The organism is Paenibacillus sp. DP01, assembly GCF_044784315.1.
Classification (GTDB): domain Bacteria; phylum Bacillota; class Bacilli; order Paenibacillales; family Paenibacillaceae; genus Paenibacillus; species Paenibacillus polymyxa.
On the sequence record NZ_CP173059.1, the window covers coordinates 514,635 to 533,194 of the forward strand.

Below are 18,560 nucleotides of genomic sequence, written 5' to 3' on the forward strand. Positions count from 1 at the left end.
GTACCTCCAAAAAAGTGCTCTCCAAATCGTTTCTTACGTCATTATATCCATGACCTTCCTTATTCGTAAACTAAAAAGCCCGATTCACACTGTCTGCTAAAGCAGATATGGATCGGGCTGATGACGGTATTAAGTCATTAAGTTAGAGCTATTTTTAGTGATAATGCTTAACTTTAAGGTCATCCAGGCTTTTGAACTCATATCCTTGCTTACGAGCCTCGTCAATGATCGAGCCAAGTGCCTCGGCATTATCCTTGGATACGGAATGGAGCAAAATGACCGCTCCAGGGTGGAGCTGCTGCATAACTTGACGATAGGCATAGTCTGTCCCTCGCTGAATATTCGTGTCCCAATCCTTGTAGGCTACCGACCAGAACACACTCGTATATCCGGCTTCTCGACAGGATGCCAATGCTTTTTCATTAAAAATGCCGCGTGGTGGCCGGACATATTTCATTTCCTTTTGCCCGGTCAGTTCTGCAGATGCAGTTCGTACCCGATCCAGCTCAGATCGAATCTCTGCCGAAGAGATGGTGCTCATATCAGGGTGGCTCCATGAATGGTTTCCGATGATATGGCCTTCACTCGCCATGCGGCGCATCAAATCCGGTTGGTCTTTTACAAAATGCCCAGTAACAAAGAAGGCGGCCGGAACCTTTTTTGCTTTCAATACATCCAGTACCTTGGGAGTATATCCATTTTCGTAACCGTTGTCGAAAGTAAGAAATAATTCTTTCTTAGTCGTATCCCCCAAAAAGATGCCGCCTTGTCTTTCAATCAGGTGCATAAAGCCTTCTTGTGCGATGGAGGGCAGCTCGCCTCCTTTGCTTTTTTTAAACCCAAAATGATACGGTTGTCCGTCCACAGCTTGGGTAGCTGATGCCGATTCTCCCATAACTGTGGACATTCCCATCATTGCAATGCATAGCCACAAGGTCAATATTCGCTTCATCTATGTTCCTCCGCTTCCGCCCCGGTTCGGGTAAGATGTGTATACTTCGGCATATTCCATACCATCTGCAATATCATGTTCATTTATGCAAAGAAAGAAATGCTTGCACCAAACTTAAAACACATATTGACATCAATATAAAATCGAAGTAGTATACTCTATAAAACTTACTAAAATACTCGGATTTAATTCGAGTATTCATGCCATAGGAAAGAAATCAACTCAGAGAGATCTTACATACTTGATGGAGCGGAAGGAGTTAGGAGCTATGATTGAACTTAGGAATGTATCCAAAACCTATGTAAGAAAAGGCTTAAGCATTCAAGCGTTAAAAAATATAAATATCACAGTAGATAAAGGAGATATCTTTGGTTTTATCGGATTTAGTGGTGCAGGGAAAAGTACGCTTATCCGTTTGGTCAATCGTCTGGAGAAAGTAACGACTGGTGAGGTTCTTGTCGAAGGGGAGAGCTTAAATGCCTATTCGACCTCCGGGCTGCGAAAAGTAAGGAAAAAGATCGGAATGATTTTTCAGCATTTTAATCTGCTGGAATCGAAAACAGTATTCGAAAACATTGCCATTCCATTGGTGTTGCTCAAGCGCAACAAGCGGGAAATTGAGAGGCGTGTAACAGAGTTGCTGGCATTCACAGGATTATCGGATAAGGCAAATAGCTATCCCAGCGAGCTTTCCGGCGGGCAAAAGCAGCGTGTCGGGATTGCGCGGGCGCTTGCGAGCAACCCGTCCATTTTGCTCTGTGATGAGGCAACCTCGGCACTTGATCCGCAGACCACGCAGTCTATTCTTGATTTGCTTCGCAAAATCAACAAGGAATACAAGATCACCATCTTGATCATTACCCATGAAATGTCGGTGATTCAGCGGATTTGCAATAAGGTGGCCGTCATGGAAAAGGGAGAAATCATTGAGCAGGGCAACGTGCTGGAGGTATTCGGACAGCCGAAGCATCCAACGACGCAAAGCTTTGTACGCACAGTTATTCACGATCAAGTGCCGGATAGTGTGCTGCAAACGTTCGAGCAGCAAGAGTCGCAACGCATCTACAAGCTGGAATTTATCGGACAGGCAGCTTCCGACCCAGTGGTTCATGAATTGATTCGGAAGCACGATATCCATGTGAACATTTTGTTTGCCAACATGACGGAGATTCAAGAAACGACGATTGGCTATATGACACTTCAATTGCGCGGTGAGCAGCATGCCGTTCAGCAGGCTGTTGATTTTATCAAGAGCAAAGGAGTTCATATTCAGGAGGTGGAGAGTCTATGATGATTACAGGTACCACGATAACTTGGGATCAACTGTGGGAAGCTTTGTATGAATCCGTGCTCATGGTCAGCATATCATTATTTATTGGTGCTCTGATTGGTATCCCTATCGGTATTTTACTCGTCGTCACCCGTTCAGGCGGAATTTTGGAGAACAAATGGCTGTACAGTATTTTAAATCCGATCATTAACATTGTTCGTTCCTTACCGTTTATTATATTGCTAATCGCGATCATTCCGTTAACCCGTCTGATTGTGCATACATCCATTGGGACCAGTGCGGCAATTGTCCCCTTAATTATTTATATAGCACCTTATATCGGTAGGCTGGTCGAAAATTCGCTGTTGGAGGTCAATCCGGGGATATTGGAGGCAGCAGATGCGATGGGAGCGACTCCCTTTCAGGTCATTCGATACTTTTTGCTGCCCGAGGCATTCAGTTCTCTGATTTTGTCGTTAACGACAGCCGCCATTGGACTGATTGGTGCAACGGCTATGGCTGGTGCGGTCGGCGGCGGCGGCATTGGCGATCTGGCGATAGCGTACGGCTATCAACGTTTTGATACGCTGGTTATGCTCATAACCGTCGTCATTCTAGTCGTGTTTGTACAAGGGGTTCAATCCTTGGGCAACCTGCTTTCCCGCAAAGCACGCAGGGGTTAATGAACAAAACGGATATTCAACATATGTAGTTGGCATGTTAGGTTTTAGCATTATTCCATTATCCAAGAGCATCCTCGCTCATTATGAGCAAATTGCAAATATTTAGATTTCACCTCCTCATTTCTGATCAAGAACGCCCTATATCAATGGATAGGGCGTTCTTGTCATTTCTTATATTAGAACGCTCATAGCGTCATTTTCTACCGCCTCACCCATCCACGCTAGTTCTGTCTAAATAACCATTCGCAGCAATAAATTAAATGAATACAAGCATATTAGGCCATGTGTAGTTAGCTCCAAGTCAAGCAATATTCTACGAAACACGTTGTATAGGTCTAATTGTTCAGAATCGGTTCAGTGGGATTTCATATAATTCTTTTAGAATAGTTCCTTGGTTGCATAAATCGTAGAACTAAACATGACTAAAGCCTTTGATATAACAGGATATATGCCAATAAATAGCGTCTAGGAGTGAAAATATTGAAACTTGTAAATCGAAATAAATGGATTGCATCTGCAATGGTGCTGGGGATTGCTTCAGGCTCCATTGTATCTCTGCCTTGGATGGGTGGCGCCCAGACTGCTTATGCAGCGACAGCAGATACGCAAAGTGAAACTGGATTTGTAGCACAAGCTCGCACTTTGGGTTTGATGACAGGTGGTAATCAGGGCGATTTTATGGCACAAAAGAATTTGACCCGCGCCGAAGCGGCTAAGATTTTGTGCAGTCTGTTCCAGTTGGAAGTTAACAATCAGCCGCAAACTTCTTTTATGGACGTATCCTCGGATGCATGGGGTGCTCCCTATATTGAGGCTGTACGTGCAGCCGGGTATATGACAGGCAACGGAGAACTGTTCCGTCCGGGGGATGCCATTACCAAGGAAGAACTGATCGTATCGCTAGTACGCGCAATGGACTTGCAGGATGCAGGTAATGCGGACGCACAGCAAAATGCAGTTCAGGTAGCTCGCAATTATGGTCTATTATCAGAGGATGCTTCTGCAACAGATTTGAAAAATCCGTTGAACCGGGAGAGTGGTGCCGAAGTATTTGTTAGCCTGTTGGATCATCCAGTAGGAGAAGTGAAATCAGAGGGCAATACGGTTCGAATCGGAAATATCCCTTACCAGCTGGAAGGATCTTTGCAAGGTTTGTTCGGTGAAAATAATAAAGCGGTATTAAAAGGGGCAAAAATCGATCTTAACCGTAATTTGCGTACACTCACAGGTGTAAATAAGCTGGAAATTAACGCAGACGGTGGCGTATTTGACGGTAAGGGTGTGTCTTTTGATGGACGCCTAATCGTCAATGGTTCGGTAACCTTGAAAAACATGTCCTCCACAGGCGTATTAGAAATCAAAGGCTCAGGTACCCAGCCGGTATCAGCCATTTTGGAAAATACGACATGGTCTGGTGTTGAGCTTGGCTCTCAAGATGCACAATTGACAGCAACTGGGACGACAAAGATTGACAACTTGACGCTGAAAAATGATGCATCGATCGTGACCGAAGGTAATGCCGCGATTAGTCGTGTTTCATTGCAACAGGGACTTGGCAAGCTGTTGGTTAACGGTAGTATTGGTTTGCTGGATGCATCTCAATATGTGGGCGTTCCTTTTATTACGTTGGCTAAGGGAGCAGCAATCAGCCAGCTTAACCTGCCGGAACAAAAACAGCCACAGGATGTTATTATCAACTATAATGCGATGAAAGAAGCTGTTAGTCTCGTGAATGGTACGACGAAATCGTCCTCTACTGGAGCGGTTGTCACGGATACAGACAGCAAAGATAAGAAAAAACACAACAGTGACATTATCAGCGTAGACCGCAGTCGGCTGGAGACAGAAGTCCATGCAGCCAAAGAACTGCTGGAGCGTGCAGGCGAGGGTGGAACGGATCAAGCACTTTACCCAGCCGGAGCGAAGGAAAACCTGTCCATAGCCATCCATCAAGCTATGCTGGTACTAAACAATACAGCAGCTACACAAGTAGAAGTAGATCAAGCGCTCAGCACATTGAAACAGGACGTTTCTGTGTACACAGCCTCAGCCACAGAACCGGTGATTGGAACACAGGAATTAACTAGACTGATTCAGTTAGCTTCGACTACCCTTGAACAAAACCGAATGATTGGTGACGAATTTCCGCCTCTCTGGGATGACTCACTAAGTCAAGCGATTCGATTTGGCAACAATGTGTTGGAAGGGAATGCGCCTCAGAATATTGTGGATCGGGAAGTAGAAAGCTTGGATCGAGTAATCAAGGTATACAAAGCATCAGTAAAACTCAGAGATGCCTATCTGCATTTTCTCGATGTAACGGATCGTGTGGAGAATTTGAAAACGGACAAAGCGCGTTACAAGTCCATAGTGAGGGAAGGATCAAAAGTATATCTGAATCCATTATCTACAACTGAGCAGTTGGAGGAATGGACACAAAAAATAGAAGGTGCCACAGAATCATTCCTGGCACTGCAAGCAGCGGACTTCTCAGTGCTTAAAAATACTTTACAAGAAGCGCAGGTTATCTACGATCAGAGTGGTTCTCAAAATACTGAACTAGACAACCTCATTCAGGAATATACAGAGAAGATGCACACCGCTATGACGCAGCTGGATGTATTGAACTTGAACATGGAGCTGAGTCAAAGGCTTACGGAATTCACTGCGCCAGTGCCTGCTACAGCTCGTGAAAAACTACAGCAGTTGGTTCAAGATGTTCAACTCAAGCTGCTGTCTAACCCTGTGGCTCGTAATTACTTGAATACGGAAATGCAGCTTTTAGATCAACAAACAATGCAAGCCCACTTTGCACTCATGTTTCCGCTTACTCCCGAGGAGCAATTGGTGATCTCTTATAACCAATTAAGTCAGGCTAAAGAGACCTATATTGAAAAATATAACGAGAAAAGGCTACAATTGAGACACGAAATCATTGAAATGCAGACATCGATCAATGAAGTTTTGTTGCAAAACTCAGGAGCGTTAAGCGCTGAAGCCCAACAAGCCCTGTCTTTTGCTTCTGAGCATGCCTCCATCTTCTTGGGGATGTCCAGCTTTGAATTGCAAGACGTTGTTCCCGTATACGAGGAGCTGCAACGGGTACAGAGCCAGTATGCTGCACCAATAGCAGTGGATACCATGTTGTTAAATTTCAACATAAGTATAGCTAATAATGAAGTTCAGACGTTCGGTCGTCATTATACCGAACAAGATAACGTAGAACTTCAAGGACAAATTAATCAGGCAAACCTTGTGCTTAATACTCCGTATATTACACAGCTTCAGGTAGATCAGGCTAACACAGATTTGATTACGGCGATTTCAAACTACCAATCCAAATGGATCGTAACTGATCTTGACATCCAAGAGCTCAAGAACATTGCGAACAATCTGCTTACAGTAAATGGTACAGATCCTACGACGGTCTACTTTCACAGAGTAGTGGATGCATTCAATCGTCTGGACCCGTATTATCCTATGCCGGAAGTTAAGAAAAATTATATGAATCTGGAAGATGCGATTCAGGAGTATAAAGATTTTATAGACAGCCAGCAACAAAGTAGTGGTGGAGCAACGCCGCCAAGCGATAGCAGCGGAACAGGAAGCGGCGATAGCAGCGGTGGAGCAACGCCGCCGAGCGATAACAGCGGAACAGGAAGCGACGACAGCAATGGTAGAGCAACGCCGCCAAGCGATAGCAGCGGAACAGGAAGCAGCGACAGCAATGGTGGAGCAACACCGCCAAGCGATAGCACCGGAACAGGAAGCAGCGACAGCAATGGTGGAGCAACACCGCCAAGCGATAGCAGCGGAACAGGAAGCAGCGACAGCAATGGTGGAGCAACATCGCCAAGCGATAGCAGCGGAACAGGAAGCAGCGACAGCAATGGTGGAGCAACATCGCCAAGCGATAGCACCGGAACAGGAAGCGGCGACGGTTCAGGGTCGATTCCTGGCGGTGGCAATGATGACGGTTTGATTCCTTAATAGGAAAAGTTAGGAACTACAAGGATGTATAGAAGGGGACGATTCCGCACAGATTTTATCTGCGGCGGGCGTCCCTTTTTGTATGGACAACGCTTCTAATGTAGCTGGATAGAATAACCGATACAAAAAGATAGACGTTATTGAAAAGAGCGGGGGATTTATGAAAAAACAGGGTGTTTTATTTTTTATTATACTTCTGCTTGCGGTTGCGTTGCCGGTGTATCCGTTAGTGTCGGGCGTATTATCCGGAAACAGTCATTGGAAAGCTCACAACGGTGTTATTGATTTGCGTAATTGGGACCCCGACAAGGAAGGCGCTGTACAGTTGGGAGGAGAGTGGGAGTTTTATCCTAATCAGCTTTTGCAGCCTTCATCTTTTCAGGAAACGCGAGATCAGGATTGGGGAAATCGTCGAAACTCCTCCAAATTGGGATCAGGCACCGGATCTTCCGCCAAAATTGTGGATGTGCCTGGTAGATGGAATCAGTGGATGCCTGGGGGACAGGCGACTGGATATGGTACCTACCATGTTCGTGTACTTTTACCTGAAAAATTGGAAAATCTGTACGGCATCCATATGCAAAACATTCGCAACTCTAGCCGAGTATGGATTGATGGAGCAGAGGTGGGGGCAAGCGGTATTCCCTCTGTTTCGGCCGAAAAAGGCAAACAGGGCAACGCCCCCTTTGTTGGATTTGCTGCAATAGATGGACATGCGACTGATATTATCGTGCATGTGGCTAATTATAGCTATTCCTCCGGGGGAATCATTTATCCGCTGCTGTTTGGTGATTATGCCAGTATTACGCATAGCCGGGAAGTAGCGATGGCAGAGGACACCGTACTGGTCGCAGGATTTTTTATCCCTACTGTATTTTTTATCATGCTGTACCTTTTACGTAAAAAAGAGAAGGCCTTGCTTTACTTAGCATGCTTTTGCGTCGCGGCAATATTTTACATTCTGACACATGGAGAGAAGCTGCTAGTCTGGGGAATGCCGGATTTGCCTTATGAATGGATATTGAAAATTCAATCGTTCTCTTCGACGCTGTTCTACTATTTTCTGATTCGGTATGTTCATCTTACGACACAGATTGTTATGAATCGGATCGTGCTGCGTCTCTATAGTATTACAACCGCACTGATGCTGGGTATGGGGCTATTGTTGCCTACACTGGTACTCTCATCCTTTGAAACGTTTATCCTTCTTTTTGGTGTAGTCAGTGTGGGATATGTATTACTGATCCTAATTCGTGGACTTGTTCAACGGACGGACGACGCTGCACTGCTAGTCATTAGTATTATGAGCATTCTTATGATTGTGGTGACCAGTTTTGTGTATGTTCTGGGATGGGGAGATGTACGTGGGGTAACAGCCTATGAAATGCTCATATTCGTATTGGCTCAAACGCTGCTGCTGGCCAAACGTTTTGTACATTCGTTCATGGAGGTTGAGAACCTATCACGACGTTTGCTAACCCTGGATGGGTTAAAGGACGAATTTCTGGCGAACACGTCACATGAGCTGCGTACTCCTCTACATGGAATTATTAATATCGCTCAATCCATGCTAGACCGCTATGGGACACAATTCAATGAGCCGCAAAAGCACAATTTGGTCTTGATTGCGAATGTAGGGCGCAGGCTTTCCTATTTGATTAACGATATTTTGGATTTTTCTAATTTGAAAAATGGAAGATTAGCCTTAAACCGCCGGCCTGTAAACGTACAAGCTGCAGTGAACTCTGTGCTGGAGGTATTGGGTCATTCGGTAGGTAAGAAAAAGCTCCAATTCGTCAAAGAATGGCCTAATTCGTTGCCTAAGGTGGATGCAGATGAACATCGCCTGAATCAGATCTTATACAATTTATTGGGGAATGCGATGAAGTTTACGGAGGAAGGCGAAATCGTAATCTCTGCCAAGACCAGGAACCGCGAAATGGAAATTAGTGTGAAGGATACCGGACCAGGTATTGCCCCAGACTATCTTTTGCACATCTTTGAACCTTTTAACCGAGGGGCGAATGCTGAGGACGAAGGATATAGTGGAACTGGGCTTGGGTTAGGCATAACCCGTCGTCTGGTGGAGCTGCATGGAGGCCATATCCGAGTAGAGTCCAGATTGGGTAAAGGTTCGACCTTTTATTTTACACTGCCCTTAGCGGAGACTGGTACGTCGGCACATGAAGCTCAAAAAAATGTTTTGTCTGAGGTTATATTGCAGCCTGGTGTGACCTCGAGTCAGGATGTGAATCCGCTTGAAGAAGATGGATTGGAGCAAGTGAGGAATGTTCCTTACAGAGTGCTGGCTGTAGATGATGATGAGGTTAACCTTCGGGTGTTGGAAGAGCTGTTATACACCACAGGTTGTAGTGTGGTGGCTGTGGAACATGCTGAGGAGGCGCTTCAGCTGCTGAATAGCCGTACCCGATTTGACCTAGTCATTACGGACTGGATGATGCCAGAAATGTCCGGTATTGAGCTGTGCCAACGGATTCGCGAACGGTATTCTCTCTCCGAACTACCCGTGTTGCTGCTGACGGCACGCGACCTGCCCGGCGATATCCGTGCAGGCTTCATGGCTGGAGCCAATGACTTTCTACGTAAGCCTGTTGATGCTGAGGAATTAAAGGCGCGTGTGCGCACCCTGCTGAACATGCGCCATTCGGCAGAGGAAGCGGTGCGTTCGGAAATGGCCTTTTTACAGGCACAAATCAAGCCGCACTTTCTGTACAATGCATTAAATGTCATTGTTTCGACCGTAGCGGTAGACCCGGACAAAGCAGCGGAGCTGCTTATGGAGCTGAGCCAGTATTTGCGGGGAAGCTTTGATTTTCAGAACAGGGAGAATACAGTTCCGCTATGCAAGGAACTGGAATTGGTAGAATCGTATGTGGCATTGGAAAAAGCCCGTTTTGAAGAACGTTTGCAGATGACTATAGAGGTAGGGAGGAACATCCGGTCGCTGATCCCGCCATTAAGCATTCAGCCCATTGTGGAAAATGCAATACGACATGGTGTAATGCAGCGGGCCACAGGTGGAACGGTGCGGGTGATTGTACAAGAGGCTGGAGCCGATTTTGTGGTCAGCGTGACCGATGACGGCGTAGGGATTCCGCCAGAGCGACTGCGACACTTACTGTCGGAGGAGCATGTATCCTCCAGTGTGGGGCTGCGTAATATCCATCGCCGTCTGATCCATATGTATGGAGAAGGATTGGAGATTGAAAGCAATCCTATGCAAGGGACGACAGTAAGCTTCCGTGTGCCGGAAATGACCTTATCTCGCCCTAGTGAATGAATAAAAAATACAGTGCATCTGCCGAAAAAAGCTAATGTCGCGCCCGAGTTTATACGATATATAAAATATAAGAAATTAAAAATCGGATGGTAAAGCAGACAGCTTGGTCATGGAGCAATGTAATGGATGGTTGCAGCAGGAAGGGAGCGCGGACACAGATGAAGGCGATATTGATTGATGATGAGAGGTCGGCACTAACCTACTTGGAACGGTTGCTGGAGGCGGACGGACGATTAACGGTCATGGGCAAATATACGTCTGCACAAGCTGGGTTGGATCATCTGGCGGCAGAACGTGTGGATATTGTTTTTATAGATATCGGAATGCCGGAGATGAACGGACTGGAGGCCGCCGAGTGGATTCAACAGCTGGACTCGCATATTCATATCGTCTTTGTGACTGCGTACTCGGAATATGCTATTGAAGCATTCGAACTGCAAGCACTGGATTACTTGTTAAAACCTGTTCATGCCCGGCGGCTTAATAAAACGTTGGATCGGATTGTAGCCACGCTGGCAGATTCCCGTCCTTCCAGCTCGGTCGTCGCAGCAGAGCAATTACCCAAAGTGCGTTGTTTTCAAAGGCTTGAAATTTTGGAGGATGGACAAGGAGCCGTGGGAGCAAAGCCATTCAAATGGCGTACATTAAAGTCGCAGGAGCTGTTCTCCTTTTTACTACACCATGAAGGGGAATGGGTTAGCAAGGAGCAATTGCTGGATGCGCTGTGGCCCGAATATCATTTGGACAAGGCTGTTGTTCATCTACATACGTCCATTTACCAAATTCGCAAGGCGCTGAAAGAACGGATGCAAGATACGAAGCTGGAGTACAATCTGGATCGCTATCGTTTGAACCGTAATGGCTGGGTTACAGATGTGGAGCTATTAGAGCGGGGAATTTCCGAATGGGCGGCATCTGGCAACGGCGGTACGCCGCGTATCGAGAGCCTGTTGGCTCTGTACCGTGGCAATTATCTGGAGGAACACGATTACCCATGGGCGTATGCAAAAAGAGAAAAGCTGCGCAATATGTATCTGGCATGTGCTTCAGAACTGGCTAGAGAAGAGCTCCGTTCAGGTCGTGCCCGGCAGTCCGTCCAACGCTTGCTCAACCTACAGCAGCGTGAACCTTATTCAGATGATATCTGCGGTTTGCTGCTGACTGCTTATGCCCAACTGGGAGAGTATATAGCTGCTCAAAAGCATTATGAAAGCTTCGTCAGCTTACTGGAAGATGAGTTGGGTATTGAGCCGCAGCAGGTGACACACCAGTTGTACGTGCAATTGAAAACACAGACGCTACCTGCGTAGACTGTTGTACTGTTTCAGGTAGCCGCTCAAAAACCGCTTCAAAAGGTACTTCATTTGAAGCGGTTTTTTTGTGTGGATAAAATCATTTTAATCGCCTCTTTTCGCTATGATCTGATATTCGCCGAGACCTGCTTTTTTCAGCGGCATATGCATATAGCATATCTCTTCACAGTTAGGTCATATTGAGAGGTTTATAAGCCACGAAGACTTAAGGAGGCCATGGCATTGGGAAAAAGGAGACGAACTGGCTTTAAGGGCAAAAGAATTAGGGTGGACTTTAGACAATCTTCTTCAGCTCACACAGGGCAAGGCGGTAACCCCATTTCGATCAATGCTTCGGATGTTGGGGTAGTAAGAACAGATGTCAAAAATAAATAATCAGCTTGTGCAAAAGCTACATCCTCGACGTAAAAAGATCGCCGGCAACAAATTATCTAACTTGTTCCCGGCGATCTCGTTTTTTGCCATAGTCGGCAGGTGCTTTCATCAGCATCCGCGCCTACATAACTTATGCCTTTCTTCTCGTCTTCACACCACCATCTTAAGCAGGTTTTACTGACCGGGGAGGTGCTGCCTTCAGCACAGCGTATCCGTAGGGTGGAAGCTCGACATGCAGCCCCTCCGGTCCTACGGACCACTGGCTTTCGCCAAAGGCTACCTCCCATTCCTGCTCTGGAATAGACAGTTCAAAAGTGTGATGCTCATCGGAACGGTTGAATAGCACAAGCAGCACTTCTTCGTCGCTGCGGCGCTCGTAGGCGAGTGAAGCGCCTTCCGGCTGTGCCTCCAGGAAAGTGATGCTTCCTTGATCACGAAGGACAGGGTGTGCCTTGCGAAGAGCGATCAGCTCACGATAAAAGTCGAACAGCTCGTGGTCCTGCTTATCGGTGTCCCACTCCATGCACTGGCGGCAGCCTGGATCAGCATCTCCATCCAGACCGACCTCATCGCCGTAAAAAATGCAGGGCGCACCCATGTACGTGAACTGGAACAAAGCAGCCAGCCGCATCAGTCGCTTGTCGCCCCCGCACAGTGTCAACAGGCGCGGTGTATCATGACTATCCAGCAGATTGAAGGCAACCTCGGATGCCTGTTGTGGATAGCGGGCAAGCTGTCGCCCAATGGCAAAGGCAAAGCTCTGGGCATCGGTCACTTTTTTGACGAAAAAATCATTCACCGCATAGGTGAACGGATAATTCATCGTCGCGTCGAATTGGTCCCCCTGAAGCCATTCAGACGATTCATTCCACATTTCACCCAAAATATATGCATCTGGATTAGCCTGCTTGACCGTCGTACGGAATTCACGCCAAAAGGCGTGATCCACCTCGTCTGCCACGTCCAGCCTCCAGCCGTCGATACCGATCTCTTCAATCCAATGTTTTGCCACATTCAGTAGGTACTCTTTTACCTCAGGATGCTCTGTGTTCAGCTTGGGCATCATCGGTTCCAGCCCGAATGTATCGTAGGTCGGTGTGCCATCGTTCACTTCCAGTGGAAAGCTATGGACATGGAACCAGTCCTTATAAGGAGAGGCTTCACCTTTCTCCAGTACGTCAACGAATGGCTTAAAAGTACGCCCCGAGTGGTTGAACACCGCATCGAGCAGGACCCTGATTCCCCGGTCGTGGCACGCCTCCACCAGCCTTTTTAATGTCTTTTTATCCCCGAAGTGCGGGTCCACCTCCATATAATCCTCGGTATCATATTTATGATTGGTCGTCGCCTTGAAGACAGGGGTCATATATATGGCGTTAATCCCCAACTCGCTCAGGTGATCCAAATGATCCAGAATTCCTTGTAAATCACCACCGAAAAAATTGTCCTTTTGCGGTGTGCCCCCCCAGGGTTCAGCACCTTCCGGGCTAATGGAGGGGTCACCATTGGCAAAACGTTCCGGGAAAATCTGATAAAAAACAGCATCCTTCACCCATGCAGGTGGCTTCAATATATCAATCGGATTTAGAAACGGGTATTGAAACAGACTGTCTGCATTTTGAGGTTCCTCGGTGGTGAAATCGTTCTCGTTCATCCAAATTCGTTCCTCGCCATCTTCCAGCAAAAATCCATATTTCAGCCGACGGTGAGTAGGCTTTACAGTACATTCGTAGTAATCGAACCTGCCATCGGTGGCAAATTTAGACATCGGAATAAGCTGCCGAGTACGATCCCAGTCGTACTTATCTACGGTAAGAACGTGAACAGCAGTCAGGTCATTTTTCTTTGTACGGAGCCGTAAAATTATCGTTTCATCATCATAACCAAAAGCCCAATTACGTTTCGGGTGGTGGTATATCGCTTCCAGCAGCATCAGATAGGCCTCCTTGTTCACCTGCATTCAAATTTGAAATTGTGAAGCGTATGTCGTATAAGGTAGTTATTAACCTTTTTAAGTGGGTTATGTACCATAACTGCTATAATGCCCATTACATAAAAGAAAAACGATAAGTAGGTGTCTATTATGAAAACAAATGTGCTATACATCGAAGATGATCAAGATATTGGTGCTTGGACGCATCAGTATTTGGAAGAGCGGAATTACGCTGTAACCTGGCTTCGCAGTGGGGATGGAGCTGTGGAAGCAGCTCGCGCGTGCCGACTCGTGATTTTGGATGTGATGTTACCCGGCCTGGATGGGTTCACCATTGGGAAGCGGCTCAAGAAAGAGTACCCGGAGCTTCCCATCCTCATGTTGTCTGCCCGTACGTCCATTGATGATAAGTTACAAGGACTGGATTTTGCTGACGATTATGTGACAAAGCCCTTTCACCCCGACGAACTCATAGCACGTATGGAGATTTTGCTGCGGCGTTCAGGAAGTGTGTCCGAAGAATCTCTACAACTGGGGCATCTGTCTGTGTTTCCTCCAGATAATCGTATTGTGAATCGTGATACCGGGGAGGAAATTACGCTGACAGGAAAGCAGTATCATATCTTTGCTTATTTGCTGCGGCATTTGGGCCAGATTATGACGAAGGAACAAATGTATGAGGCAGTCTGGGGAGATCCGTATATCGACGGAGACAAAACCTTAATGGTACACATTCGGCACTTGCGGGAAAAGCTGGAGATTGATCCTGCGGCACCCCGCATCATTGAGACGATCCGTGGTGTAGGTTATCGGGTGAAAGCATAATGAGCGGTATGCGTAAGAGGTGGGCATGGTGGCGTCGCAGTTCCCGTCCAGCTCAGAGAGGGCGGTTTCGTAATTCACTGTTGTTCCGCTATTTGGTCATTATTGTGTTGGCTATGATGCTGTTGCCCATTGTATTGCCTGTTACAACCTTGATATATAGCATACTGTTGAATTTGCAGACGGATATCAAGCCTAAGAATCCTTACTATCCCTCTACGACCCAAACTGAACATAGCTGGCATCGAGAAGCTATCGCCTTGAAGGGAGCTAGTCCAGAGCAAATTTCAGCCCATCTGCGCAAAATACAGCAGGATATGTTCCCAGATTCACAAATATTTTGGGTCGATACCGCAGGGTTAACCAGACTGGAGCTACCGACACAACCTACCATTCCAAAACAATGGAGTGCGGCGCAAGCTATAGCTTTTATGAAGCAAGCCAGCTCTGAGGGGCCGTTTACGGTCGTGGCCTTTATTGGCGGGGGCAAGGATGATGTGAATCAGGGCTATATGGTATTAAAAGTGCCTCGTTCGTTCTTTGAACATCCGACTAGTGACAATGGCATGTTGATGTATTATCTCCTTTTTATTCTATTGGTTCTGGGGGCTTTTATATTCGTATCGCTTCTGTTTTTTGGAGGCATTCGGCGGAGACTGCTGCGGCTTCAGGCCGCCATGTCACAGCGAGGAGAGGATGGATTGCCCATCCTCGTTGCTACCGGACGCCCGGATGAAATCGGCAAACTGGAAGAGTCGTTTAATCGGATGGTTGAACAGTTGGCAGAGAGTCGAGGACGTGAGCGTCAGGAGGAGGAACTGCGGAAGAGACTAGTCGCCGATCTGTCACACGATATTCGAACACCACTTACGGTTGTGCGCAGCCATCTGTATACCCTGGATGCGGAAAATCTCAGCAGCAAAGGGAAGCAGTCGATTACACTGATGGAAAATAAGTTAAAGGACCTTGGGAGTCTGATCGACAACTTGCTAACCTATAATCTGCTATCCAGTGGCAAATACACCATGAATAACGAGCCGCGTGATATCTTGCGGCTGGTGCGCGAGTGTGCAGCCAGCTGGTACCCAGTGTGGGAAAAGGAAGGCTTTGAAGTGGATATCGACCTGCCTGAGCATAGTTTGGTATGGAATGTCGATGAGCAAGGCTTTCGCCGTCTGCTGGACAATCTTTTTCAAAATGTAGTTCGGCATGCCGCCTCCGGTCGATATATCGGCATTCAAGTACAGAGGGATAACGGGAGAGAGGCATTGGTCATTGCAGATAAAGGCCCGGGAATGGAGCAGCAATCCAGTGAAAAAGGAGCTGGAATTGGCTTGGCGATTACAGAGCTCTTGGCGCGCGAAATGAATTTGGAGAGAGAGATTTCTAGTTCATCAGCCGGGACACAAATCCGTTTTTTAAACAAAACTTAAACTCAGAGTTCCCTTGGCTTTAAACTTGGCACGTTACGATAGGTGTCGAGGTGAGGAACTTGAACGAAACAATTATTGAAACGAACAGTCTCAGCAAAATATACAAAGGCCGCGCCGCGGTTAATCAGCTGGACCTGAAAATAGCACGGGGAGATATTTACGGATTTCTCGGTCCCAATGGAGCAGGGAAAACGACAACAATCCGCATGCTGCTTGGGCTTATTCGCCCAACTCGAGGAACGATCCGTATATTCGGCAAAGATATCCGCAGACATAGACTCGATATTTTGCGTAAAGTCGGTTCGTTGGTAGAGTATCCTTCATATTATGGTCATTTGAACGCCATCGAAAACCTGGAGGCTATCCGTCGTATTTTGAATGTACCGAAAGAGAACATTGCGGAAGTATTGGAGGTCGTTCGCCTGACCAAGCACGCCAAACGCTCGGTTAAAGGCTACTCGCTGGGCATGAAGCAGAGACTTGGTATCGCAGCAGCCCTGCTCGGCAATCCCGAAGTGCTAATTCTGGACGAGCCCACGAATGGCTTGGACCCCGAGGGCATTCAAGAAATACGCGAATTGATACAGGCGATGCCCAAGCAGCGGGGGATCACTGTACTGGTATCCAGCCATCTGCTGAGTGAGGTAGAGCATATGGCTAATACCGTCGGTATTATTCGTGAAGGGCAACTAGTCTTCCAAAATACGATTCACAATCTTCGACAGGAGTCCGCAGGGGGGATTCGGATTGTAGTATCGGAACCCGAAGCAGCCCAATTGATTGCACGTGAACAGGGCTATCATTCAGTGAAGGATGGGTCAGCACTGAATTTTGACAACATGAATGATGCGGCTGTTGCGCTGCTGGTCAGAAGATTGGTGGAAAACACACATGCTGTATATCGTGTAGAGGAACGCCGCAAATCGCTGGAGGATATGTTCATGCAGGTGGTGGGCAAAGGAGGGGGTTCCCTATGATGCGGCGAGCGCTGACAGCGGATTTGCTTAAAGCACGCAGAAAGGGAATCTGGTTCCTGGTATTCCTCGGTCCTCTTGGGCTGGTGGCCATGCAGGGACTGAATTTCGGACTCCGCTATGACTATCTGATTCCACGATATAAGGGTCGCTTATGGGAAAGCTTGATGGATAACATCGCGTTGTTTGTCCCCCTTGCGCTGGTGCTTGGAGCTACGATGGTCGCTTCCATGTTGGCGAATGTGGAGCATACATCTAACTCCTGGAAGCAGCTGCTGGCTTTGCCTATTTCCAAATTTAGTGTTTATATGGCAAAGCTAACATTAGCCATTGGAATGCTATGCGTGTCCTGTCTACTTTTGACGATTGGGACTTGGACATTAGGAATGCTTCTTGGCTTTGGGGGAGAGCCTGCACCGATAGGGGAGCTACTGCGGCTCGGATTTTGGCCCTTGGGCGGCACGTTGCCTATACTCGTATTGTTGTTGTGGCTAACGGTCACGTTCCATAATCAAGCGCTACCTGTAACACTGGGCATTACGTTAGGCATTGGGAGCTTGTTTGCTTCCCAGTTGTCCGAATGGTTTCCGCTGGCTTGGCCGCAATTCGCATGGGTTGCGCCACAAGCGTGGATATTTGCGTCCATCGGATGCGGAACAGGTGCAATTCTCAGCCTGCTGACTGCAGCTCATTTTAGTCGAAAGGATGTGGCGTAATGCTTGGAGGATACGTGCGGCTACTTTCTGTCGAACGCATGAAAATAGCAAAATCGCCCGTCTGGCTGCTCGCGCTCGTCAGTCCAGCGATTGCCGTCCTGATTGGTTTGCTGGCGAATCCGGGAGGAAACTGGCTGTTGCTGCTGGCTGCTATGCTTACAATACATGCGATGCTGTTTCTGCCGATGCTGACCGCCGTGTTTGGGTCTCTTGTCTGTCGTTTTGAGCATGGAGGTGGCGGCTGGAAGCAACTGATGTCGTTGCCGTTGTCTCGCACGGGGTTGTACGCAGCCAAGCTGACCATCATCATGGCTATGGTCGGACTGACTCAGCTGCTGTTTGGAGGAGCGCTGCTGGGTGTTGGAGCTGTGCAGGGGATGAACGGACCGATCCCTTGGGCCGTGATCGCCCAAAGCCTGCTTGCAGGCTGGGTTGCTTGTCTGCCGCTGGCTGCCCTGCAGCTGATGGTGTCCTTTTTGTGGTCTAGCTTTGCTGCACCGCTTGCATTGAATTTCGTCTTCACCGTGCCCAATATGCTGGTCGCCAACTCTCAGACCTATGGTCCATACTATCCATGGACACAGCCTCTATTGGCGATGATGCCGAGTGGGGGAGACAATTTCGGGGCGTTCATGGTGCCAACGGATACACTGTTGATGGTGGTACTGGGTAGCTTTGTCGTGTTTGCGTTTGCTGGCCTGATGATATTTCGTTATAAAGAGATATAAGACGAAATGTGGAAACTGCAAAAGCTCCTTATCCTAAAAAGAGGGTAAGGAGCTTTTTTGCTGTGCTGCA

At 47.4% G+C, this 18,560-nt stretch carries 12 protein-coding genes; 10 read left to right on the top strand and 2 right to left on the bottom strand.

Annotated features, from left to right (window positions below):
• Positions 1-154: 154 nt before the first annotated feature.
• Complete coding sequence (gene pdaA / locus ACH59B_RS02275) at positions 155-952, bottom strand: delta-lactam-biosynthetic de-N-acetylase (protein ID WP_016818827.1); 798 nt, start codon at positions 950-952, stop codon at positions 155-157.
• A 268-nt stretch (positions 953-1,220) separates the two neighbouring features.
• Between pdaA and ACH59B_RS02280 the strand changes: the two genes are divergently transcribed.
• The 5 genes from ACH59B_RS02280 (at position 1,221) to ACH59B_RS02300 (ending at position 11,506) form a co-directional block, all read left to right on the top strand.
• On the top strand, positions 1,221-2,243 hold the full coding sequence (locus ACH59B_RS02280) for a methionine ABC transporter ATP-binding protein (protein ID WP_016818826.1): 1,023 nt from the start codon (positions 1,221-1,223) through the stop codon (positions 2,241-2,243).
• Complete coding sequence (locus ACH59B_RS02285; RefSeq protein ID WP_107735164.1) at positions 2,240-2,905, top strand: methionine ABC transporter permease; 666 nt, start codon at positions 2,240-2,242, stop codon at positions 2,903-2,905. Before ACH59B_RS02280 ends, ACH59B_RS02285 begins: the two co-directional genes overlap by 4 nt.
• Positions 2,906-3,385: 480 nt before the next feature.
• Entirely contained in the window at positions 3,386-6,895 is a 3,510-nt protein-coding gene (locus ACH59B_RS02290) for an S-layer homology domain-containing protein (RefSeq protein ID WP_186290452.1), read from the top strand.
• A 160-nt stretch (positions 6,896-7,055) separates the two neighbouring features.
• A complete protein-coding gene (locus ACH59B_RS02295; RefSeq protein WP_285694098.1) occupies positions 7,056-10,196 on the top strand; it encodes an ATP-binding protein in 3,141 nt (1,046 codons plus the stop codon).
• Positions 10,197-10,354: 158 nt separating this feature from the next.
• Positions 10,355-11,506 (top strand): response regulator, encoded by a 1,152-nt coding sequence (locus tag ACH59B_RS02300; RefSeq protein WP_019685943.1) that lies wholly within the window; start codon positions 10,355-10,357, stop codon positions 11,504-11,506.
• Between the two features lie 541 nt (positions 11,507-12,047).
• Here the strand turns inward: ACH59B_RS02300 and ACH59B_RS02305 are convergent.
• Positions 12,048-13,817, bottom strand: a complete 1,770-nt coding sequence (locus ACH59B_RS02305) for an alpha-glycosidase (RefSeq protein WP_404303242.1) — start codon at positions 13,815-13,817, stop codon at positions 12,048-12,050.
• Between the two features lie 150 nt (positions 13,818-13,967).
• Between ACH59B_RS02305 and ACH59B_RS02310 the strand changes: the two genes are divergently transcribed.
• Genes ACH59B_RS02310 through ACH59B_RS02330 form a run of 5 tightly spaced genes read left to right on the top strand, consistent with a single transcriptional unit; the run spans position 13,968 to position 18,490 of the window.
• Entirely contained in the window at positions 13,968-14,642 is a 675-nt protein-coding gene (locus ACH59B_RS02310; protein ID WP_017427209.1) for a response regulator transcription factor, read from the top strand.
• Positions 14,642-16,072 (top strand): HAMP domain-containing sensor histidine kinase, encoded by a 1,431-nt coding sequence (locus tag ACH59B_RS02315; protein WP_017427210.1) that lies wholly within the window; start codon positions 14,642-14,644, stop codon positions 16,070-16,072. Before ACH59B_RS02310 ends, ACH59B_RS02315 begins: the two co-directional genes overlap by 1 nt.
• Positions 16,073-16,131: 59 nt before the next feature.
• Complete coding sequence (locus ACH59B_RS02320) at positions 16,132-17,049, top strand: ABC transporter ATP-binding protein (RefSeq protein ID WP_016818817.1); 918 nt, start codon at positions 16,132-16,134, stop codon at positions 17,047-17,049.
• The gene (locus ACH59B_RS02325; protein WP_016818816.1) at positions 17,046-17,762 is read left to right on the top strand and encodes an ABC transporter permease; all 717 of its coding nucleotides are present in this window, start codon (positions 17,046-17,048) and stop codon (positions 17,760-17,762) included. Before ACH59B_RS02320 ends, ACH59B_RS02325 begins: the two co-directional genes overlap by 4 nt.
• On the top strand, positions 17,762-18,490 hold the full coding sequence (locus tag ACH59B_RS02330) for an ABC transporter permease (RefSeq protein ID WP_017427211.1): 729 nt from the start codon (positions 17,762-17,764) through the stop codon (positions 18,488-18,490). The genes ACH59B_RS02325 and ACH59B_RS02330 overlap by 1 nt, the downstream gene beginning before the upstream one ends.
• Positions 18,491-18,560 lie beyond the last annotated feature (70 nt).